20 protein-coding genes and 1 tRNA gene are annotated in these 20,985 nt (G+C 53.4%); 12 read left to right on the top strand and 9 right to left on the bottom strand.

All coding sequences use genetic code 11. The features are described 5' to 3' along the window. Positions 1–2 precede the first annotated feature (2 nt). The 3 genes from WA318_RS16745 to WA318_RS16735 all read right to left on the bottom strand — a co-directional run bounded on the left by WA318_RS16745 (position 3) and on the right by WA318_RS16735 (position 2,279). Positions 3–590, bottom strand: a complete 588-nt coding sequence (locus WA318_RS16745; RefSeq protein WP_336082964.1) for a c-type cytochrome — start codon at positions 588–590, stop codon at positions 3–5. Continuing rightward, positions 590–1,843 (bottom strand): PQQ-dependent sugar dehydrogenase, encoded by a 1,254-nt coding sequence (locus tag WA318_RS16740; protein WP_114097151.1) that lies wholly within the window; start codon positions 1,841–1,843, stop codon positions 590–592. The genes WA318_RS16745 and WA318_RS16740 overlap by 1 nt, the downstream gene beginning before the upstream one ends. A gap of 142 nt (positions 1,844–1,985) precedes the next feature. Beyond that, the gene (locus tag WA318_RS16735) at positions 1,986–2,279 is read right to left on the bottom strand and encodes a BolA family protein (protein WP_336082960.1); all 294 of its coding nucleotides are present in this window, start codon (positions 2,277–2,279) and stop codon (positions 1,986–1,988) included. A 161-nt stretch (positions 2,280–2,440) separates the two neighbouring features. Here WA318_RS16735 and WA318_RS16730 point away from each other — a divergent pair, with 161 nt between their 5' ends. From WA318_RS16730 to gluQRS, 4 genes are all read left to right on the top strand, one after another. Further along, complete coding sequence (locus WA318_RS16730) at positions 2,441–3,085, top strand: J domain-containing protein (protein ID WP_114097153.1); 645 nt, start codon at positions 2,441–2,443, stop codon at positions 3,083–3,085. Positions 3,086–3,309: 224 nt separating this feature from the next. Further along, positions 3,310–4,317 (top strand): cobaltochelatase subunit CobS, encoded by a 1,008-nt coding sequence (gene cobS, locus WA318_RS16725; protein ID WP_336082957.1) that lies wholly within the window; start codon positions 3,310–3,312, stop codon positions 4,315–4,317. A gap of 51 nt (positions 4,318–4,368) precedes the next feature. Then, on the top strand, positions 4,369–6,294 hold the full coding sequence (gene cobT, locus WA318_RS16720) for a cobaltochelatase subunit CobT (protein WP_114097155.1): 1,926 nt from the start codon (positions 4,369–4,371) through the stop codon (positions 6,292–6,294). 18 nt (positions 6,295–6,312) lie between these two features. Continuing rightward, complete coding sequence (gene gluQRS / locus WA318_RS16715) at positions 6,313–7,152, top strand: tRNA glutamyl-Q(34) synthetase GluQRS (RefSeq protein ID WP_336082954.1); 840 nt, start codon at positions 6,313–6,315, stop codon at positions 7,150–7,152. Between the two features lie 3 nt (positions 7,153–7,155). Here gluQRS and WA318_RS16710 read toward each other — a convergent pair whose 3' ends face one another. Continuing rightward, on the bottom strand, positions 7,156–8,064 hold the full coding sequence (locus WA318_RS16710; protein WP_336082952.1) for a LysR family transcriptional regulator: 909 nt from the start codon (positions 8,062–8,064) through the stop codon (positions 7,156–7,158). A gap of 123 nt (positions 8,065–8,187) precedes the next feature. Here WA318_RS16710 and WA318_RS16705 point away from each other — a divergent pair, with 123 nt between their 5' ends. Further along, positions 8,188–8,787, top strand: coding sequence for a short chain dehydrogenase (locus tag WA318_RS16705; RefSeq protein WP_336082950.1), 600 nt, complete (start codon positions 8,188–8,190; stop codon positions 8,785–8,787). A gap of 183 nt (positions 8,788–8,970) precedes the next feature. Further along, positions 8,971–11,031, top strand: coding sequence for a putative bifunctional diguanylate cyclase/phosphodiesterase (locus tag WA318_RS16700; RefSeq protein ID WP_336082948.1), 2,061 nt, complete (start codon positions 8,971–8,973; stop codon positions 11,029–11,031). 81 nt (positions 11,032–11,112) lie between these two features. Here WA318_RS16700 and WA318_RS16695 read toward each other — a convergent pair whose 3' ends face one another. Continuing rightward, entirely contained in the window at positions 11,113–11,301 is a 189-nt protein-coding gene (locus WA318_RS16695; protein WP_114097160.1) for a hypothetical protein, read from the bottom strand. A gap of 488 nt (positions 11,302–11,789) precedes the next feature. Here WA318_RS16695 and rpmB point away from each other — a divergent pair, with 488 nt between their 5' ends. Continuing rightward, positions 11,790–12,083, top strand: a complete 294-nt coding sequence (gene rpmB / locus WA318_RS16690; RefSeq protein WP_008889909.1) for a 50S ribosomal protein L28 — start codon at positions 11,790–11,792, stop codon at positions 12,081–12,083. Between the two features lie 373 nt (positions 12,084–12,456). Then, the gene (locus tag WA318_RS16685) at positions 12,457–13,023 is read left to right on the top strand and encodes an HNH endonuclease (protein ID WP_114097161.1); all 567 of its coding nucleotides are present in this window, start codon (positions 12,457–12,459) and stop codon (positions 13,021–13,023) included. 86 nt (positions 13,024–13,109) lie between these two features. Here the strand turns inward: WA318_RS16685 and WA318_RS16680 are convergent, their stop codons facing one another. The 4 genes from WA318_RS16680 to WA318_RS16665 all read right to left on the bottom strand — a co-directional run bounded on the left by WA318_RS16680 (position 13,110) and on the right by WA318_RS16665 (position 17,762). Continuing rightward, positions 13,110–15,329, bottom strand: coding sequence for a TonB-dependent receptor (locus WA318_RS16680; RefSeq protein WP_336082941.1), 2,220 nt, complete (start codon positions 15,327–15,329; stop codon positions 13,110–13,112). 145 nt (positions 15,330–15,474) lie between these two features. Beyond that, positions 15,475–16,362, bottom strand: coding sequence for a helix-turn-helix domain-containing protein (locus tag WA318_RS16675; RefSeq protein WP_336082939.1), 888 nt, complete (start codon positions 16,360–16,362; stop codon positions 15,475–15,477). A gap of 244 nt (positions 16,363–16,606) precedes the next feature. Beyond that, positions 16,607–17,131, bottom strand: a complete 525-nt coding sequence (locus WA318_RS16670) for a disulfide bond formation protein B (RefSeq protein ID WP_114097163.1) — start codon at positions 17,129–17,131, stop codon at positions 16,607–16,609. A gap of 43 nt (positions 17,132–17,174) precedes the next feature. Next, positions 17,175–17,762: a YqaA family protein gene (locus tag WA318_RS16665; protein WP_114097164.1), complete on the bottom strand. Its 588-nt coding sequence runs from the start codon at positions 17,760–17,762 to the stop codon at positions 17,175–17,177. A 217-nt stretch (positions 17,763–17,979) separates the two neighbouring features. On the opposite strand from WA318_RS16665, the gene WA318_RS16660 reads away from it, so the two are divergent. The 4 genes from WA318_RS16660 to WA318_RS16645 all read left to right on the top strand — a co-directional run bounded on the left by WA318_RS16660 (position 17,980) and on the right by WA318_RS16645 (position 20,954). Next, positions 17,980–18,065 (top strand) — tRNA-Leu (locus WA318_RS16660). 216 nt (positions 18,066–18,281) lie between these two features. Further along, entirely contained in the window at positions 18,282–19,229 is a 948-nt protein-coding gene (locus WA318_RS16655; protein WP_336082933.1) for a cyclase family protein, read from the top strand. Positions 19,230–19,282: 53 nt separating this feature from the next. Then, entirely contained in the window at positions 19,283–19,768 is a 486-nt protein-coding gene (locus WA318_RS16650) for a hypothetical protein (protein ID WP_336082930.1), read from the top strand. Positions 19,769–19,916: 148 nt separating this feature from the next. Beyond that, positions 19,917–20,954: a substrate-binding domain-containing protein gene (locus tag WA318_RS16645; protein ID WP_114097167.1), complete on the top strand. Its 1,038-nt coding sequence runs from the start codon at positions 19,917–19,919 to the stop codon at positions 20,952–20,954. The last annotated feature ends 31 nt before the right edge of the window (positions 20,955–20,985 follow it).

Raw genomic sequence — 20,985 nt, 5'->3', positions numbered from 1 at the left:
GCTCATTTCTTCGTCGGGTCTGTAATCGCAATCGTGATCTTGCTGTACCAGTCAGAAGCTTCCTGCATTTCGGTTTCTGTCAGGTCCCGGGCAATCGGGGACATGATGTCATGAGTGCGTTTTCCTGTGCGGAATGCCTTAAGCTGGGTTTCAATATAGATATTGGTTTCACCGGCCAGATTGGGGGCATCCTTTAATTCGGAAATGCCATTTGCCCCGTGACAGCCAACACATAATTGTGGTGCGTCATCTTCGGTTTTGCCAGTGGGCAAGGTGGCCTCGATGGTGAAATGGTTGAACCATGTGGCGACCTTGGTGATCTGTTCGTCTGACAGCCCGCTTGCTACAACAGTCATCATTTCATGCTCACGTGCGCCGGTTTTGAAGGCCCGAAGCTGAGAGATCAGGTAATCGACCGATTCACCGCCAATATGCGGTGCAATCGGAATGCGGGCCTTGCCATCCAGTCCGTGACAGGTGCGACACATACCAGCGACCTTGCGCCCGTCTTCAAGATTGGAGGCGTCTTGTGCGAACAAGGTCCCGGCGGGCAAAAGCCCGCCGAGAAGTACGATCCGGAAAATGCGCATCAGTTGCCCTCATACCAGATGCGATAAAGTGCGCCGGCCAGATCATCAGAAACAATGATCGAACCGTCACGCAGCTGGGCAACGTCAACCGGACGGCCAAGATATTCACCATTCTCGTCGATCCAGCCTTCGGCAAACGGTTCGATGGCGGCATTGCCGTCGGCATCAATGAAGGTCACCATCACGCGTGCGCCGACCGGTGTCGTGCGATTCCATGATCCGTGCTGGGCCGAGAAGATGGCGTTCCTGTATTTTTCCGGGAACATCTTGCCAGTATAGAAGGTCATGCCAAGATCGGCGGCATGGGCCACGGTTTCGACCGCAGGCATCACCACGTCATAGGGGACTTCCTGTCCGGCATATTCATTGGTGCGAACGTCGCCGCCGCCATACCATGGATGCCCGAAATGCTGACCGGCTGCGGTCTGGTGGTTGATTTCACCGGGCGGGATGTCATCGCCCATCCCGTCGACCTGGTTATCGGTCCACCACAGCTCACCGGTTTCTGGATGGAAATCATGCCCGACAGAGTTGCGCACCCCGTAGGTATAGACTTCGCGGTCCGAGCCATCCGTATTGATGCGAATGATGCCGCCAATACCGTGCTTGCGATACAGCTCAAGTTTGTTTTCCGGCGCAACGTTAAACGGTTGGCCCAGCGAGATGTAAAGCTTGCCATCCGGGCCGATTTTGCAGACGCGTGCGGTGTGGTTGTAGCTTTCCTCGGATGGCGGGATCAGATCACCCTGTTTGACGACATTGAATGCCGCAACGTCCGGGCTTTCATAGAAGAACTCGGCCGCCGGGAAGGTCAGAACCCGGTTCTGTTCGGCGATATAAAGCATTCCGTCGGGCGAGAAGCAGGGGCCATTGGGAATAGCAAAGCGCAGGGACGGGGCAAAGTCCTTGACCTCGTCGGCGACACGGTCCTTGTTGCGGTCCGTTACCGACCAGACCTTGTCCTTGCGGGTGCCGACAAAGGTCACAACACCCTGCGGCCCGACCGCGATATGACGGGCATCGGGCACAACGGCATAAAGCCCGATCTTGAAGCCGTCGGGCAGTTTGATGCGTTCAAGTGTCTTTTTGATGCCCTCGGCGTAATCGCCACCCTGTTCGATAAGGGTGAATTCCGTGGTTCCGGTAGATTGAAAATTCGACAGCTTTTCGAGGTTATCCGGTGCTGGTGCTTGCGCATGGGCGGTTCCGGATATGGCAAGCGCAATGCTCGCCATAAGCAGGCGTTTCGTCATTACGTAGTCCTCCCGATTGTAGCGGGTGCCATTTGTCGGCACCCGTGCCGTACCTGCAATGCTTGTGGACGGCTTGTGTCACAAGCATTGCGCCTAATCGGGATTAACGTCTAGGTTGATTTCACGATGTGGAAATGTATTTTCAGGTTCTGTTTTCCAGAGCCGATTTGTATTCGCCAGGCGTCATGGTTTTCAACGCCAGCGCATGGACACGGTCCTTCAGAAGGCTATCAAGTGCGCCATAGACCAGCCGTTGACGATTGACACGGTTTTCACCGGTGAATTTTTCAGACACAACCAGAACGGAAAAATGGGACTCGCCACGCGGGTCGGCACCCGAATGACCGGCATGTTTTGAAGAGTCGTCGATAATCTGCAATTCGGTCGGGGCGAATTGTTCGGTCAGGATGTCGCGGATCTGATTGGCTACCTGCATGATAAGGGCCTCTATTTTCTTGGGGATATTTGCAAATTTCTGCAAAAACGAATTGCTGCGTTAGGTTCTGGCACGCGATGGCGGTTTTTCAAGCCTTTTATCGCATTTAAACGATCCCTATGATATTGCGTGCATCGATTTTTCAGAACATATAGACGCAGATGAACCGAGGACACCGCAACAAGCGCAAGACGCTGTATCACAATGAACCCATCCTGCCCGATTGCGATTGGCCGGGCTGCGAGGGGCATGGTGAGTTCCGTGCGCCCAAGGATCGCAAGCTGCGCGACTATTACAAGTTCTGCCTTGATCACGTTCGCGAATACAACAAATCCTGGAACTATTATGAAGGCATGAAGGCCGAGGATATCGAGAACGACATGCGTCGCGATACCCATTGGCAGCGCCCGACATGGAAATTCGGCCATATTCGTGGTTCCAAGAAACCCTTCAATTTCAAGTTCAGGGACGGGTTCGGCTTCTTTAACGAAGACGGTGATCAGACCCATCATGGTCCGGGTGCCGATCCCGGTGCGGAGCGCCGACGCAAAAGCGAGGAAGCCCAGCGCCGCGCAGGGGCACTTGGCATGCCAAGCGAACAGCAGCAGGCCATGGCGACGCTTGACCTTGGCTGGCCCTTTACCCGTGACGAGCTCAAGGCCAAATACAAGGCGCTTTCAAAAAAGTACCATCCCGACGCCAATGGCGGCGACAAGGGGGCAGAAGAACGCTTCAAGAAGATCAGCGCGGCCTATAGTTCCCTGATGAGCTATATCCGCGATCTTGAGGCGCGTGTGACCCTCTGATCTGACAGAGGCCGCCCCGATAATTTCAAAAAATCTGGTCAATCTGGCTGCGGTTTGCGTACCGTGCCAGAGTATGTAGAGAAGCTCTTTGAGCAAACCTTTTGCGGGAATAGAGATTTTTTGCGCATCTTCCCTTTGTGTGATGCGACTAAACCGCTATTAATGAGCAAGTTTAACGAAACGACCGCGTCACCAGTGCCGGTCCGAGAAATGCGCGAGTACTTATGAGCCAAGGTTACGAAGCGACAGGTACGGCGGCTGAACATCCGCTTGATACACCTGACATCACCATTTCCGTGCGCGAAACGTTCGGGATTGATATCGATATGGAAGTCCCGGCATTTAGCCAGGGCAGTGAACACGTGCCGGTCGCTGATCCGACCTATCGTTTTGACCGTGATACCACGCTGGCAATTCTTGCGGGCTTTGCCCATAACCGCCGTGTGATGATTCAGGGTTATCACGGCACGGGTAAATCCACCCATATTGAACAGGTTGCTTCACGCCTGAACTGGCCGTGCGTGCGCGTGAACCTTGATAGCCATATCAGCCGTATCGACCTGATCGGCAAGGACGCGATTGTTCTGCGTGATGGCAAACAGATCACTGAATTCCGCGAAGGCATTTTGCCCTGGGCGCTGAAACGTCCGGTGGCGATGGTCTTTGACGAATATGATGCCGGTCGCCCGGACGTCATGTTCGTGATCCAGCGTGTTCTCGAAGTTGATGGTAAACTGACCCTTCTTGATCAGAACAAGGTCATCCACCCGCATTCGCATTTCCGCCTGTTTGCGACGTCAAACACCGTGGGCCTTGGTGATACCACCGGTCTTTATCACGGCACCCAGCAGATCAACCAGGCCCAGATGGACCGCTGGTCGATTGTGGCCACACTGAACTATCTGTCGGTTGCCGATGAAACCAATATCGTTGCTGCCAAGGTTCCGGCATTTGACAATGCCGAAGGCCGCCAGAAGATCGAAGCGATGGTTGCACTTGCCAATCTGACCCGTCAGGGTTTCATTGCTGGTGATATATCGACCGTGATGAGCCCGCGTACGGTGATTACGCTGGCTGAAAACGCCAAGATTTTCGGTGATATTTCCTATGCCTTCCGGGTGACGTTCCTTAATCGTTGCGATGAGGTCGAACGTCCGATCCTGGCGGAATATTATCAGCGTTGCTTTGGTGAAGAGCTGCCCGAAGAAGCCATCAATGTGATGGTTCGCTAGGGCGTGTCTTTAAAGCAGCTTGGCGAGCTGATCCCACAAGCGAGTAGTACGATGAAGAATGATGAGGCTCTTTCCGGGTTCTTGCGCGGCACGGCAGCGACGTTTCGCGCGCTTGCCGGGCGCAACGATCTGGAAGTCGGCTTTGTCAAAGGCGGGCGGCCGGGCGGCTATGGCGAACATGTGCGTTTGCCGATGCCCAAAACGGCCTTGCCCAAGGATGAAGTCGCAGACCTTCGTGGTATTGCGGATGGCTGGGCGCTCAAGATGCGTCACCACGACGTGGCCCTGCATGCCAAACGCATGCCCGAAACAGCCGAGGCTCAGGCTGTTTACGATGCGCTTGAAACAGCACGCTGCGAAGCGGTGGGATCGCGCTATTTCCCGGGTGTCCGCAAAAACCTGCGCGACCATGCCGAACAGGATTGCCACGCCAAGAATTATCATCGCCTGACATCGCGTGAAGATGCACCGTTTGCTGATGCCATCGGCATGCTGGCGCGTGAAATCTTTACCGGTGAACGTGCGCCCGAAAGCGCGCGTCCGCTGATTGATCTGTGGCGCACTCATATCGAAGAAAGTGCCGGGTCTGACCTTTCTGATCTGCGTGAAGTTCTTGATGATCAGGATGCCTTTGCGCGCGGCATGCGCCGGTTGCTTGATCACCTGTCGCTTGAAGATGACCTTGATGATGTTCCGCCCGAACAGGAAGGCGAGGATGACGAGGAAAAAGAAGGCGAAGCCGATCCTGAACAGGAAGACATGGAAAGTCAGGGCGGCCAGCAAGGCCAGAACGACGATTCCGAACCTGATGGCAGCGATCAGCAACAGGACGCCGGTTCCGAAGACGCCGAAGCAGGCGAAGGCGATATTGACGATCAGCAGCTTGAAGCGATGTCGCAGGAAGAAAAACCTGCCGGTCCAGGTGAGCAGCCGGAATTTGACGGTCGCAACGAGCCGATTGAACGCGGCTACGAGCCGTTCACGCGTGAATTCGACGAGGTCGTAACCGCAGATGATCTGTGCGAAAACCTTGAACTGTCACGCTTGCGTGCGATGCTCGATAAGCAGTTGGCGAACCTTCAGAACGTGGTGTCGCGTCTTGCCAACCGTTTGCAGCGTCGTCTGATGGCGCAACAGAACCGCGGCTGGGACTTCGATCTTGAAGAAGGCATCCTTGATGCCGCCAAACTGGCGCGTATCGTTTCAACACCGTCGACATCCCTGTCCTTCAAACAGGAACAGGACACCAATTTCCGCGATACGGTTGTGACCCTGCTGATCGACAATTCTGGGTCCATGCGCGGGCGTCCGATCACCATTGCCGCCCTGTCTGCCGACATTCTGGCACGTACGCTGGAACGTTGCGGGGTGAAGGTCGAAATTCTCGGCTTTACCACCCGCCAGTGGAAAGGTGGTCAATCGCGCGAACGCTGGGTCGATAGTGGCAAGCCGCCCAAGCCCGGTCGTTTGAACGATCTGCGTCACATCATCTACAAGGCCGCCGACACCCCGTGGCGTCGCGCGCGCAAGAACCTTGGTCTGATGCTGCGTGAAGGGCTGCTTAAGGAAAACATCGACGGCGAAGCATTGCTTTGGGCACATGAACGTCTGCTTGGCCGTTCCGAGCAACGCCGGATTCTGATGGTTATTTCTGATGGTGCGCCGGTCGATGATTCGACCCTTTCGGTCAATTCCGGAAATTATCTGGAACGCCATCTGCGCGAAGTGATCGGCTGGATCGAAACCAAATCACCGGTGGAACTTCTGGCCATTGGTATCGGCCATGACGTGACGCGTTATTACCGTCGTGCGGTTACGATCAACGATCCCGAAGAACTCGGTGGCACGATGCTTGCCGAATTGTCAGACCTGTTTGACGAACAGGGTGCGCGTCAGCCCAAACGCCCGATGCGCCATGTGCCCGCCGATGGCGGACAGGCACGCGACCGTGCGGCTGGCGATCGGGACCGCTGGTAAGAGCGGGGTGCATTCAGGATGACGGTGATCACCCGATTTGCACCAAGTCCGACCGGATATCTGCATCTTGGCCACGCGGCCTCGGCATTGTTTTCAATGAAACAGGCCGGGCCGCATGGCCGTTTTCTTTTGCGCATAGAAGATATCGACCAAACCCGGTGTCGCCCGGAATATCTTGATGCGATTTACGAAGACCTTGCCTGGCTTGGGCTGGGTTGGGAACAACCGGTTCGGGTGCAGTCCGAACATTTTACCGATTATCAGGCGGTACTTGATCGTCTGACGGATATGGGGTTGCTGTATCCGTGTTTCTGTACCCGCAAGGATATTCAGGCCGAGATCGAGCGGATCGGCAATGCGCCGCATGGACCGGATGGGGCACTTTATCCCGGAACCTGTCGTCATTGTTCAGCGCAAGAGCGATCAGACCGGATTGCCGCGGGCGAAAGCTATGCGCTGCGTCTTGATATGGATGCAGCAATTGGGCGTGTCGGGCGGGAACTTGTCTGGTTTGACCGGTCGGCCGGACGGCAGGTTGCAACACCCGAGATTTTCGGTGACGTGGTTCTGGCACGCAAGGATACGCCGACCAGTTACCATATTTCCGTTACCCATGATGATCATCTTCAGGGGATCAGTCTGATCACACGCGGGCAGGATTTGTTCTTTGCCAGTCATCTTCATCGGCTGATGCAGGAATTGCTGGTATATGACGTGCCGGAATATCATCACCATGGTCTTTTGACCGGGCCCGATGGCAAACGTTTTGCCAAGCGCGACAAATCAAAAACCCTGCGTTCAATGCGCGAAGAGGGGATGACGCCCGATGCCGTGCGCGATCTTGCCGATCAGTTCTGAACGCTAGTCGGTTGTCGATGGAGATCTGGTTTCAAGCAGGTCCGGGCGTTCGGTGAACCAGTTGTGAATGAAATCAATCATCAGCCGGTTCTTGATCGGAAGATTTCCCTGATAGGGATAAACCAGATAGATCGGACGCAACGGTGACTTGTATTCTTCAAGGGCGGTTTCAATCCGTCCGGCCCTGATTTCCGGCATGGCGATATAGCGTGGCAGTCGGGCCACCCCAAGTCCCTGAACAGTGGCATTGCGGATCAGTGGATAATGATTGAGGTGCAAATTGCCCTCGGCCGTGATGGATGTCGGACCGTCATCGGAAAAGAACACCCACTTGCGATCCTTGTAATACTGGAAATTGACCAGACAATTGTGATCGGCAAGGTTGGCGGGCGTTTGTGGTTTTGGGTGTGCTTTCCAGTATGCCGGGCTGGCACAGATCAGCTCGGAAAGTTGACCAAGCGGAATGGCAACCTGATCAGGATCATCGGTCAGGCCAGCCCGTATCGCGATATCAATATGGGCTGACTGCAAATCACGGAATGTATTTTCCAGCTCCATTTCAATCTGAATACGCGGATGAACCTGTTGGAACGCAACGATGATGTCGTGCAGGAACATCTCGCCAAAGGATACCGGGACGGTGATGCGAACGGTCCCGACCGGTTCGCCGCGAAGGGCTTCGACCGCTTCGAATGCGGCATCGGCACTTTGCGTGATGCTTTGGCAATAACCCAGAAAGGTCGCACCGATTTCGGTCAGTTCCAGTTTGCGGGTTGAGCGAAACAGCAATTGCGCGCCCAGCACATCTTCAAGGCGTTTGATATGCTGGCTGATCAGCCCTTTGGATACGCCTGTGGCGCGGGCGGCATCGGTGAAACTGCCCTGTTTGATCACGGCAGCAAAGCTGCGCATTTCGCTCAGATAATCCTTCATTGTTTAAAATACTAAACGACTGGTTCGTAAATATCCAGATTATCGGCTGTACTGTTCTGTGAAATCATACATTCATCAAAATTTCCAGAATTGGAGGATGATATGAAAGTTCTGTTGATCGGCGCATCCGGGATCATCGGCAAAGGTGTCGATGCCGAACTGTCCCCGCGCCACGAAATTATCCGCGCATCGCGCACCAGTGGCGATGTGAATGTCGATCTCAAAGACATCGCATCCATTCGCGCGATGTTTGAAAAGATTGGTCCGGTCGATGCCGTGGTTTCGACCACCGGCAAGGTGCATTTCGGGGATTTTGCCGAAATGGACGAGGAAAAATATCGTATCGGGATTGATGACAAGCTGTTTGGTCAGATCAATCTGGTTCTGATTGGCCGTGAATATGTATCGGATCGGGCATCCTTTACCCTGACGACCGGTATCCTTGCCAAGGACCCGATCCGGTATGGCAGTTCGGCCTCGATGGTGAATGGTGCGATAGAAGGGTTTGTTAAGTCGGCCGCGATTGAAATGAAGCCCGGTCTTCGCATCAATGCCGTCAGTCCCGGTGTGATTACCGAGGCGATGGACGGCTATGGGCCTTATTTCCGTGGACATGATCCGGTGCCTGCTGCCCGTGCCGCACTTGGCTATGCCAAGTCGGTCGAAGGTTTGCAGACCGGGCAGGTGTTTGAAATATTTTGATCTTCTGACATGACCATTCCGGGGGAGAAGCAAGGTGATTGCTTTTCCCCCGATTGCATTTTGGCGCACATCACGAAAGCGTTTTCCTAATATTTGTGAAACTCGATATTCTCGTTGGTGTTCAGTATTACCTATGTATAGGATTATCTATTCATGCGATGAGGTTAGAGGCAGCAAGGCCAGATGGAAAAGCACGCCAGTTTGGTCAGGAAAATCGCAAGCCGATTTGTTGATCCCCAAATAGCGATAAAGGTCGGTGATGAACTTACCGGGAAGGTTCGGCGTGACCTTCTTGATCTGGCATATCGCAATAACTGGGCAAACATTCTGGTGAACCTTGCCGCAGCGTCGGGGCTTGTCGCGATATTGTGGCTGCAGGGCGATCTGGTCTGGGTGACGGCATGGTGGGCGATACTTGTTACCATCCTCTGTGCGATCCGGCTTTGGGGTGGTTATCTTTTTGCGCGCGCCCGTACTTCTGTTGATGAACTTGATGCCGACGCATACCGGCTTTGGCATGGGCGGTATGTGGTCGGGGTCCTGATCGCCGGTTTTCTGTGGTCGATGATCGGTGTTTTTGAAATTCCCACCGTGCGCGGTGAAAGCCAGTTCATGACGCTGATCATTATCGCCGGTCTGGCGGGCGGGGCGACGGGGATTCTGGCACCTGTATTTCTTGTCGGGCGGATTTATCTGGTTGCATTGCTGTTTCCGCCTGCCGTGATCCTGACAGTGATGGCCGAGCCGAACTATGTTCTGGCTTTTCTGTCTTTGATCTTCCTGATTGTGATGCTGGTGACCCATCGAAACAATCATGCGGTGTTGTTCCGGTCCCTGGTGCTGAAACATCAGAATGTCGATCTGGTCGAGGATTTGCGCCAGAAGAACCGCATCACAGAGAACTGGAACGCAACCCTTGAAGCACGGGTGGCCGAGCGGACAGAAGAGCTCAGAAAGCTTGTTGAACACGATACCCTGACGGGGATTTTGAATCGCGACGGGATTGTTGCCTGGTTTAACAAAAAACGTCAGTCGACCGACAATCTTGATTATGCGGTCCTGTTTATCGACCTTGATCGTTTCAAGCAGATCAATGACGGGCTAAGTCACGCGATTGGCGACGAGGTTCTGCGCATCGTCAGTGAACGACTGAAGGTCTATATCGATGATCAGCATGCGGTTGGCCGTTGGGGTGGGGACGAGTTCCTGATGGTTCTCGCAGCCCCCCATGATGAGCTGCATGACCTTGTTGAAAGCACGATTGATCAGGCGCGTGCGTCGATCAGTCAGCCAATCCTGATTTGTGGTCATTCCCTGCATATCGGCTTTAGTACCGGAGTTGCCTTTGCGGCGGCACGTAATCCGGGAATTTCGGAATTGATCCACTGGGCTGATCTGGCGGCGGCGGATGTGAAGCGTTCGGGACGTGGCAATGTGCGCAGTTATGACCGCACGCTTTTGACCGAACAGGAACGGCGGCTGGCAATCAATCAGGCCTTGCGTCGCGCCCTTGGCGCTGACGAATTTTATATTGAATATCAGCCGGTCATTGATGCGGTAAGCGGGGCGATTGTTTCCTACGAAGCGCTTTTGCGCTGGAATAGCAACGAGCTTGGTCTTGTGCCGCCCGACGAATTCATTCCTATTGCAGAGGAAAGTGCATTAATCGTCGATATCGGTGAATGGTGCCTGCGCGAGGCGTGCAAGACGATTCGTTCCTCGACCGAAGATGACACCAGGATTGCGGTCAATGTCTCGATCCGCCAGCTGGTCGCGCCGCGATTTCCGGAAATAGTTTCAAGCATTCTTGAAGAGGCGGGACTTTTGCCAACCCGGCTTGTGCTGGAAGTGACAGAATCAATCTTTGAAGAACGTCAAAGGGCCCTGATCGCGAATGTGATTGATCAGCTGTTTGATATGGGGATCGGTATTCACATTGATGATTTCGGAACAGGCTATTCATCGCTGTCGCGTCTGCATCAAATCCAGATTGATGCGGTCAAGATCGACAAATCCTTTGTTCTCAAGATGGATGAGAATGCACGGGTGGTGATCGAAGGTGCAATTCTGATTGCACACCGCTTTGGCTTGCAGGTCATCGCCGAGGGGGTTGAAACCGAACATCAGCGGAACATGCTTGATGGCATGGGTGTTGATGCCTATCAGGGATATTATTTTGCCCGGCCGGGCGCTGTTCCGTGCGTTGAGTGCCATTGGCAAACGGATGTGCCGGTCAGGATATGAAGTATGGCTGGGACCATAAAGAAACGGCCTGACCGCAGGTGCGACAGGCCGTTCTAGTGCCATTCTGATGGGGGGACAGAATCAGCGGCTGAAATCAATCAGTACAAGGAAGCTGACCGGTACAAGTGCCAGTGCAACGTAAATCCAGAACGATGCGACAGGGACACCTAAATGCGCCAGCACAAAGCCGACAAGATAAAGTACCAGACCGATCACTGCGACCAGTAGAATGCCCAACAGCGGCAAGGATACGTTGCTATCTGTTTTCATGTCCCGTCATGCTCCCGAAACGGATTTTTTAACTCATGGTGTTGAAGTTAACATTCTTTACGCGCATGCGTTTTGATCCGTATCAATGATCGTCATAGATTAAGTGACCCGTGTCAGTCGTGGTCTCTATCTATAAAGATAGTGGATAGCGGGTCCGTATGTCGGGAATGCTTGTCGGGATCTCCGTCATTCAATCGAGAATCGGTCACGATCACAACCGCTGCTCTTGGAATTGCCTGTCAAAGCAGACTTTGATACTGACGCGCAGGTTTGGAAAGGAGCAGATTCCGTGCGGTTGAGTTGGGTAAAATGCGACCCAAACCACGGTTTCCCGCCAAAACGGGCCAGATAAGCGTTTTTGTCGCAGATTTCGGTTGATGAAGGCTTGACGACATTGGTCAGAGGCGGTAATAACCCGGCTCCAAGCGCGGGCCTGCATGTTCAGGCCAAGCGTCCTTTTGCGAATTTATAGACCAGGAGATCAGGTCATGGCACGTCGCTGCCCGGTATCCGGCAAAGGCGTTTTGGTCGGCATGAATGTGAGCCACGCCCACAATCGTACCAAACGTCGTTTCCTCCCGAACCTGCAGCCGACCTCGCTGCTTAGTGAGTCGCTCGGTCGTTCGGTGCGTCTGCGTCTGACCACCAATGCTGTCCGCACCATCGAAAAACGTGGTGGTCTGGATGCATATCTGCTCAGCACTGCAAATGCAAAGCTGCCGGCAGATTTGGTGAAAATCAAACGCCAGGTCGCCAAAGCTGTTGAAGCAAAAGCTGCCTAATTCAGGCTTCTGCTTTACAGACAGATTTTACGAAGGCTCGCTTCTGGCGGGCCTTTCGTTTATCTGATCGCAGGGCTTGGTTCCAAGCCACAAGACAAGCTGCACCATCATTGATGGGCAGCTTTTTTTGTGGCTTGCGGCATAGGCGGATGGTCGGAGTCGCCTGATTTCGGGGCATCCGGATTTGACAAAACGCGACTCGGCGGCAGACGGACTTTGCGCTTTTGCGAAAATGGTCTATACTTTGCTCTATCAGTGGTTTACGTCGCCGCGTCGCCCGGTTTGGTGAAACGTCACGATTTCTTCATCACCAGCGATTCCCGAACCTGCTAAACAAGGCAAGCGACTCGGTAAACACGGTGGAGCGGATGGTATGCATTTATCGCCCAATGCGTGTCCGGCACTTGTTCTTAACGCCGACTTTCGGCCGTTGAGCTACTTCCCGCTGTCTCTTTGGTCCTGGCAGGATACGCTCAAGGCGGTCTTTCTTGAACGCGTCGATGTTCTTTCGGAATACGACCGCGAAGTACGTTCCCCATCCTTTAAAATGAAGCTGCCGAGCGTCATTTCGCTCAAGGAATATGTTCCGCTCAAAAGCAGTCCGGCCTTCACACGATTTAACGTCTTTTTGCGTGACGAGTTCTCCTGCCAGTATTGCGGGGATCGCCTGCCGACCAACGAGCTGACCTTTGACCATGTGATCCCGCGTGCGCGCGGTGGACGTACCAACTGGGAAAATATCGTCACGGCCTGTTCGGACTGTAACCTGTTCAAGGGTAGTCGATCGGTCCGGGAAGCTGGCCTTCGACTGCGCAGGACGCCGGGGCAGCCCTCCATGCATGAACTCCAGTCAACAGGACGCCGTTTCCCGCCGAACTATCTCCATGAAAGTTGGCGGGATTTTTTGTACTGGGATACCGAACTGGAATACGACTTCTGATCCGGTCTTGCTCGGAACCTGCAAAACAGAAAAGCCGACGGAAAATCCGTCGGCTTTGTTCTGTGTGAATAGATCGCCAGTAACTTTCAGAAATTGGCCGTCAGGGCCAGCTTTGCCGTCAATGGTGCGCCCATCGTGATGTATTCGCTATCGGTGCTGGCACTTGCCCAATAATTGTTGTTGGTCAGGTTTTCGATATTGCCGCGGAAGGTAACCGGATAGCCATACAGCGTTGTATTGTAGCGCCCCCCAACGTCAAGGCGCGTCCATTCGTCGAGCTGCAGGGTGTTTTCGTCATCAACAAATTGCGGGCCGCTATGGATAACCCGACTTGTTAATGTCGCCCCCCGCAGGAACGGCAGATCATATTCGACACCGAATGTTGCCTGATATTCGGCAACACCCTTTGCCCTTTTGCCGTCATTGGTCCGGTTATCGGTGTCCTGCAATTCTGAGTCGATATAGGTCAGGCCGCCAAGCAGACGGAAGCCTTCAACAGGTTCGCCAAAGGCCGTAAACTCAATCCCGCGATTTTGCTGTTCGCCGTTAGTGTCTTCAATATTGGTGGTGCTGTCCTTGTAAACAGAAGGCTTTTCAATTTGGAAAAGTGCAATGCCGCCGCCAAAAGTACCAAAGTCGGCTTTCACGCCAGTTTCAAACTGTTTGGAGACATAAGGTGCCAAAACAGATCCGAAGTTCGCCGCACCGGTATCGGTGACCGTTTTGCCTTTTGACAGGCCTTCAATGTAGTTGGCGTAAACCGACCATTCATTCGTCACCTTGCCGACGATGGCAAACATTGGTGAGTCCGCACGTGAGTCGTAGTAGGAGTTCTGTGCGCCTGTGCCAAGATTATATCCCTTGGTGTTGACCTCCTGATGGCGAATACCCGCGGTGAGTTCAATCCGGTCATTCAGGAAGCCCATGGTGTCGGCGATATAATAGCTGACAAATGTGTTCTTGCTGCTCAAGGGAAGATCATTGAGGTTGCCGCCGGTGAAGGTGACCGTCGAGCTGTGGCTGTCTGCACCGGAGCCATAAATGCTGCCAGTCTGACTAGAATAGAACTCATAGGCCTGATAATTCTTTTGCCAGATCCCGGAAATCCCGAGATTGACTTCATGGTTAACAGGCCCTGTTTCAAACTTTTGCCGGATGCCAGCCATTGAGCTCAGATCGGTATTCTGGAAGTTGATGACACTACTTCCAAATGAAGCTGTTCCATCAGAGCTATTCAGGGTGGGGGTGGCATAACCGCCTTCTTCTTCCGAATTACGACCGCCAAGAACCACATAGGCCATCGTGCTATCGGTAAGGTCATATTCGCCACGTACCTGACCGATATAGTCCTCCAGATCACTATAGGTCCATGCACTGGCATAATTGTGACTTGCGGATGGCGCGTTGGGGATACTGGTAAGGGTGCTTCCGATATTGACCGACGGGCGAGCCTGGGAAATATAGTGCTGGTTGATGATGCCATCGATTGTAACGCGGGCATTCTCGCCGTTGAAATCAAGTGCAAGAGATGCAAGGCGCGCGGTTACTTCTTCGTCATCAATGCCGGTTTCCCCGTCACGATAAACGGCGTTGGCCCTTGCACCAAACTGGTCCGCAGAGCCAAACCTGCGCCCAATATCGACATGGGAGCCAAAGGTTTTACCGTTTTCCGTACTTCCGGTAAGGCTTGTCACGGGATCAGCTGTCGCCCGTTTGGGAACAAGGTTAACCGTTCCACCAATGCCGCTGGACCCCGGAGGCATACCGTTGAGGAACGCAGAGGCACCTTTCAGGAGTTCAACCCTTTCATAAGTCTCGATGATTGCTTTCTGACGTGGTGCTGTGCCACTTACCCCGTCAAGCGAGATATCATCGGATTGCAGGTCGTAACCGCGAATATTGAACCGGTCAGCGAAGTTGCCATAGCCGGTTGAATTGACGACCGAAGGGTCATTCAAAAGGACGTCTGCAACATCCTGAGCTTGTTGGTTTGCGATGAGCTCACTGGTATATGACGTTGTACTAAAGGGCGTATCCATCACATCCTTGTTGCCAAGAACGCCTGCGCGACCACCGGTTGCCACCTGACCACCGGCATAAACGGGCGGGGTCGGATCGCCCGGTTCTGCTTTGCTATCAGCTTCGATGACAATGGCCGGGGTTTCGGTTGACCCGGTGTTTTCCGTTTCGCTCGACGTCGTATCATTGGTCGACTGCGCCCGTGCAAAGTTCGGCGCCGCAAAAACCAATGCGATCGCAGTCCCCAGCAAAAGGGTCGAAGACAGTTTCTGTCCTGTAAAACGCATTTGGGAATCCCTATCGGTTGTCTCTGGCGACGACCTGCTGGGCGGGAACCGGCGGGCCATCTTGAATGATGGGCCTGTCGATATCACGCGCGCGGGGGGGAATATTGAACCGGATTTGTCCGGATTGAACGGAATTTGGCTTAATTCAGGCGATCTGTTCCTTGCGCCAGGCACCCGGCGTGGTTCCGACGATCTTGCGAAAGACACGGGTCAGATGGGCCTGATCAGCAAAACCGACGCCAACCGCAACCGATGCCAGTGGCGTGTCACCTTTTTTCAGCAGTTTTTTTGCCCGTTCAACACGGGCTTTCATTTGCCATTGCTGGGGCGGCATGCCTGTGGATTCACGAAATGCAGAACAGAAATAGGATTGAGACAGGCCGGTCAGTTGGGCGAGTTCATCAAGCCGGATGGTCCGCCCGCAATTCTGTTCGATGTAATCAACCGTTTTGCGCAGCTGATAGGGGGCGAGTTTGCCACGCTTACGCTGTGGTCCCGTGGCTGGCGACGGGCCAAGAAGGGCAGCAGTCAGGGCTGTTACCAATCCTTCGCCGTAAATCTGCGGGGCTGCCATACCGGTCTCAAGATCGTCGGCAAGCAGTCGCACAAGCGCATTGATGCGCGGATCGCAGAACCCGATCCGGGGTGTTTCAAGTGCCCGCCGGTCAAGGATGCTCCCCATTGAATGTTCAAGGGCTTTGACATCGAGATGAATATCAAGATGACGCAGGCGGCATTTGCCAAGAACTTCCGATGATACCTCCATCCCCGCGGGGATATAGGAAAGGCATCCCTGCCCACGATGGCTGCGGGTAGTTGTGTCACTTGAAGCCCGGACTTCGACGCGCCCGTCACCGATACAGTCCAGAATGGCGACCAGACGCGGTGCGCGCGAGACATAGGTGCCGCCCGCTTCCTGTTCACATTCGACATGCCACAGATCGGTGATGGCTGCGTTCCAGCGCCGGAAACGCAAATCATCCAGAAGGGAAATACCTTCGATCTTGCTGGTCATTTGTGGATGAAATGTCATCTTGGTCAATCCTGCGTCAGTCCTTTGGTCCGGGTTCTGAAAGGGACTCTCTTGAGAATCGCAGGGCAAATATAGCCGGGAATATTCTGCAAACAATAACAATTCTCATTATCAAAAGCAGAATTGTTCATTCACCGGTCAATTGATCACGTTTGGCGGGTGGCCGGATACAAACAAACCCGCCCGGAGTGCGGGCGGGTTTGATGGGACGAACGATGACGTTTGTTCCGGGCGTCTTTTGATTCTAGAGGCCGTGTTCGCCTTCTTTCTTCATCCAGCGTGACGGTGCGATGAAGCAGAAAATGGTAAGGGCTGCCGAGAAGAAGACATTGACCGTGGGCATGGTGATGCCAAACAGGGTCCAGTCGATTTTGTCGCACCGAATAATCGGCTGGGCAAGAAGCTGTGCCTTAAGTTCGGCAAGCGAACTTGCACCACTTTGCACTCCGCCACACATCGCCGGTCCCTGCCACCAGAGTTCCTGAACGCCGACGTGATAAATGGCAATGCCGGTGCCAACCGCAAAGGTCAACCCGCAAAGATAGACGATTGCACGTGCGGCCTTGGGGAAGCGGATCAGAAGCAGGGCCAGAACAGACAGGCCGATCACGATATAGAAGGGCTTGCGCTGATACAGGCACAGAATGCAGGGCAGTAGTTTCTGAACATACTGCGCATAAAGAGCAAATCCGATGCTGCCGCTTGAGACCAGGAACAGGATAATCGGTGCGAAGGCCGGGATATAGCGCGGGCGAAGCATTTTGAACATCAGCAAATCCGTATCTCGTCTTCCTTGAAATGTGCTCATGGGGTCACCCGTGCGGGATCAGTTTGATTGCGGCGAACCCACCGACAAGAACCACGATAAATATGGTGAAAACGAGGCCCAGCCGTTTTTCGATGAAATCACGAATGGCCGGGCCGAATTTCCAGATCAGGGCCGCAATGACAAAGAACCGCAATCCACGGGCAAAGATCGAAGCGACGGTAAAGACCACCGGATCAAGTGCGGTGACACCCGACAGGATCGTAATGACCTTATAGGGGAACGGAGTGATGCCGGCGATCAGCACAGCCCAGGCACCCCATTCATTATAATAGTCTTTGAACTGATCGAACTTTGCGCCATAGCCATAAAGCTCCAGCACCGGACGGCCGACCGTTTCAAACAGGAAGAACCCGATTCCGTACCCGATCAGACCGCCCAGAACCGATCCGACAAGACAGATCAGCGCATAACGCCAGGCCTTGGTCGGAGCTGCAATGATCATCGGGATCAACAGGATATCTGGCGGGATCGGAAAGACCGAGCTTTCAATCGCAGCAATAAAGAACAATGCCCAAGCGGCATGACGGTGACCCGCCAGGTTCATGGTCCAATCATAAAGACTGCGGATCACGGCAATCGCGCCTTATCTTGTTTAGCTATGGTCTGGTGAATGGCGCAGGGCCTTGAAACTCGGCGCGATCAAAGCGCATTTTGCGACCAATCGCAATGATGCAGTTGATGATCGCAAAATCAGCAACATTTTTGCACAAAGCCCCATTGACCCCGCGAAATTTACAGCTATTATCCCGCCCGTCGATGGAGGGTGCGATCACGCACCCAGATTGCCTGCCCCTGTGGCGGAATTGGTAGACGCGGCAGACTCAAAATCTGTTTCACCTAGTGAGTGGGAGTTCGATTCTCCCCGGGGGCACCATCGCTTTTTTCCGGTAGATGACATTTAGCAAAACCGCAGGCTCATGTGAGTCTGGTTTTCGCCTTGTATGTTTTGCCGGAGCGGTAACCGATCATTCCAACGTTGTAGTTGATCGTATTCCGCTCAAACTTCCCTTGAAAGTCTCGGTTTTCAGCCATTTTTTGTTGGCATCATAATTGCAATTTTCTGACTCCTTATCAACTTAGGGAGGAAAAAATGCAAAAAGCAAAAATGTTTGTCACGGCTTCCATGATGCTGGGTTTTATCGGGGCAACCTGCGTTGCTTCTGCCGATGAACGATTCACGTCGCCGTTTGGGCCCGATGACCAGATCGGTGCCGCAAACTATCTGACTGCCGAAGTTACCCTTGCCGCGAGCAAGTTGATATCCGAAGGGAAAGTCTACTCGCTTGGTATGGAGATTTCACGTGATACACCGGCATTCGCGCCGCGTGGTGTTGCTGTAACTGTTTTCTCGCCGGGGCAAAGTGGTAACAAGACCCTTGGCAGCAATTCCGGGACATATAACGACGACATGTTCACCGGTTGGCTTGGTGTGGGGACGCAGATTGACGGTTTGGGTCATCTTGGTGATCACCATACTTACTACAATAACAACCATGCCGAAGACATGGTGGCAGCTACGGGCCTGACCAAACTGGGTATTGAGAATGTTCCGCCAATGGCGACGAGGGGTGTGTTGCTCGACGTTGCTGCGATCAAAGGAACCGGGCGGCTCGAGGGTGGATATGTCATTACCCTTGATGATGTACTGGCAGCACAAAAGGCGGCCGGAACTGAAATTCGCAAGGGGGACGTGGTTCTTGTCCATACCGGATGGCTTGATCTGGTTGGACAGGATAATGCACTTTATGGTTCGACCGAGCCTGGCATCGGCTTGGAAGCCGCGGAATGGCTGGCAAAAAAAGGGGTCGTTGCTGTCGGAGCCGACACGTGGGGGCTGGAAGCCGTTCCCCATGAAGATTCGACGGCATTCTTCCCGGTTCACGTAAAACTTTTGGCGGAAAACGGTGTTTATATTCTTGAGAATATCGTCACCAGGGACCTGGCCGAAGATCGGGCGTACGAGTTTCTTTTTGTTCTTGGTCAGGCAAAGCTTAAGGGTGCCGTCCAGATGATCATAAATCCGGTCGCCATTCGTTAAGCCTGTTGCTTGATGTCACAGATCTTTGAGGACCGGCGGCCAGGTGATCAAACATGCCGCCGGTCTTTTTGCCGGGTTGTAAACGGGCGTTTGCAAGCAGCAAAATCGGAATACGCTCCGATAGTTCGCTTCGATATCGCTTGTGGTCATGTCGCGCAGGCATGTTTCAAGTTGCGTGTCAGATAAAGGTCACGGGCCGCAAGATCATCTTCCTGTCATTGTCGAACCACCTGTCCGTCACGGCAGAGCTTCAGGCTGCATTGGTGATGTCGGCTTGGAAAATTGTATTTTCCGGGATGTTAGACGCCGCAGGGGGCGATTCCAGCCCCGATAAATTTCCATTACCCAAGTCAAAAATTGATCACAGTCATACCTTGCGGCCAGCAAGGTTGAGTGTTTCGGGCGTTTCCCGCTGGCTAGGTGGCAAGGTTAAGCAAAAAATATCGAGGAAAATTCGGACAGAAAACGATCTTCTGAAAATTTCTTTGCGGGCGGAAAGCGTTGGTTTTGCAAGCTTACGCGGCGACATTTATGGTTGAAATATATTTCATGTTGACTCCCGAAACGGGATCAATCCAAATGAATGGTAGATATTTCCAGATGTGAAATATCTACCATAAATAACATTATGCGAACCACACCGTGTCCTGGAAAGCCCGGAACTGGTTACGCATTAGGGAGGATAACATGAAAATCAAATCAATGCTGCTGGGAACAGCAGCGGCTGCTTTCTTGACTCTCACTGCGTCTTCGGCAATGGCGCAGGATACTAAAAAAAGCGCATTCCAGTGTGAGCCCGGCGAGCTTTATGCCATGAACGTCATGGTCAGCGGTGTCGAATACTGGTTCCCTGTCTATGAAATGTTCAAGCAGGCTGCGCAGCAGATGGGATGTGACACGGTTTATACCGGCACGCCGGAATATGATGTGAACAAGCAGATTGCGACCTTTGAGCAGGTTCTGGCGCGTCAGCCAGCCGGCATCATGGTTCATCCGATGAACTCTGATCCGTTCATCGCACCGATCAATCGTGCTGTTGAGCAGGGCGTGGCTGTCGTCACCTTTGCCGCAGATTCTCCGAATTCAAAGCGTTCGGCCTATATCACCTCGAACAATGACCGCGAAGGAGCAGCTGCGGCTGATGCTATTGCCGAGGCTATGGGCGGATCCGGTGAATATGCAGTTCTGGAGAATCCCGGGCAGGACAACCATGATCGCCGCGTTTCGGCCTTCATCGCCCGCATGGAAGAAAAATACCCGGATATTAAGCTGGTTGCTCGCGCGGCATCAAACCAAGATCCGACCAAGGCCTATAACGCTGTTCTGACCATGCATCAGGCACACCCGAACCTTGGCGCTGTCTTTATGCCAGAGGCAAACAGTGCACTGGGTGCAGCGCAGGCGGCCATCGAGACCAAGGCAGATATCAAGGTGATGACTGCTGACGTGAATGCCAAGATCCTTGATATGATCAAGGCAGGAGAGGTCTTTGGTTCAATTAACCCTAACCAGGGTATTCAGGGTTACATGGGCTTCATTTCCCTGTTCCTCGCAGCACATCCGGATCTGATTGATCCGATGAATGACTATATGCGGGCTGGTGCCAACCCGATGATGGTTCCCTACATCGATAATGGCTATGCGGTCGTGACTGCAAAGAATGCCGATGACTTCTATTGGGAAGATTATCTGAAACGTCGCGGTACCAAAGGTATCGAAGAATAAGGACATCTAGATCTGGTCGCTATGCCCATGG

Source organism: Thalassospira sp. CH_XMU1448-2 (assembly GCF_037027285.1).
Lineage (GTDB): Bacteria > Pseudomonadota > Alphaproteobacteria > Rhodospirillales > Thalassospiraceae > Thalassospira > Thalassospira profundimaris_C.
The sequence above is the reverse complement of the archived record's forward strand: the minus strand, read 5'-3'. Positions and strand labels throughout refer to the sequence as shown.

Coding starts and splice junctions, on each gene's coding strand:
- cobT (WP_114097155.1), top strand. CDS start 4,369: ATGAAGAATGATGAGGCTCTTTCCGGGTTCTTGCGCGGCACGGCAGCG.
- WA318_RS16675 (WP_336082939.1), bottom strand. CDS start 16,362: ATGACATTTCATCCACAAATGACCAGCAAGATCGAAGGTATTTCCCTT.
- WA318_RS16700 (WP_336082948.1), top strand. CDS start 8,971: ATGGAAAAGCACGCCAGTTTGGTCAGGAAAATCGCAAGCCGATTTGTT.
- WA318_RS16645 (WP_114097167.1), top strand. CDS start 19,917: ATGAAAATCAAATCAATGCTGCTGGGAACAGCAGCGGCTGCTTTCTTG.
- WA318_RS16745 (WP_336082964.1), bottom strand. CDS start 590: ATGCGCATTTTCCGGATCGTACTTCTCGGCGGGCTTTTGCCCGCCGGG.
- rpmB (WP_008889909.1), top strand. CDS start 11,790: ATGGCACGTCGCTGCCCGGTATCCGGCAAAGGCGTTTTGGTCGGCATG.
- WA318_RS16695 (WP_114097160.1), bottom strand. CDS start 11,301: ATGAAAACAGATAGCAACGTATCCTTGCCGCTGTTGGGCATTCTACTG.
- WA318_RS16735 (WP_336082960.1), bottom strand. CDS start 2,279: ATGCAGGTAGCCAATCAGATCCGCGACATCCTGACCGAACAATTCGCC.
- WA318_RS16730 (WP_114097153.1), top strand. CDS start 2,441: ATGAACCGAGGACACCGCAACAAGCGCAAGACGCTGTATCACAATGAA.
- WA318_RS16710 (WP_336082952.1), bottom strand. CDS start 8,064: ATGCGCAGCTTTGCTGCCGTGATCAAACAGGGCAGTTTCACCGATGCC.
- WA318_RS16680 (WP_336082941.1), bottom strand. CDS start 15,329: ATGCGTTTTACAGGACAGAAACTGTCTTCGACCCTTTTGCTGGGGACT.
- WA318_RS16670 (WP_114097163.1), bottom strand. CDS start 17,131: ATGTTCAAAATGCTTCGCCCGCGCTATATCCCGGCCTTCGCACCGATT.
- WA318_RS16740 (WP_114097151.1), bottom strand. CDS start 1,843: ATGACGAAACGCCTGCTTATGGCGAGCATTGCGCTTGCCATATCCGGA.
- WA318_RS16705 (WP_336082950.1), top strand. CDS start 8,188: ATGAAAGTTCTGTTGATCGGCGCATCCGGGATCATCGGCAAAGGTGTC.
- WA318_RS16685 (WP_114097161.1), top strand. CDS start 12,457: ATGCATTTATCGCCCAATGCGTGTCCGGCACTTGTTCTTAACGCCGAC.
- gluQRS (WP_336082954.1), top strand. CDS start 6,313: ATGACGGTGATCACCCGATTTGCACCAAGTCCGACCGGATATCTGCAT.
- WA318_RS16655 (WP_336082933.1), top strand. CDS start 18,282: ATGCAAAAAGCAAAAATGTTTGTCACGGCTTCCATGATGCTGGGTTTT.
- cobS (WP_336082957.1), top strand. CDS start 3,310: ATGAGCCAAGGTTACGAAGCGACAGGTACGGCGGCTGAACATCCGCTT.
- WA318_RS16650 (WP_336082930.1), top strand. CDS start 19,283: ATGCCGCCGGTCTTTTTGCCGGGTTGTAAACGGGCGTTTGCAAGCAGC.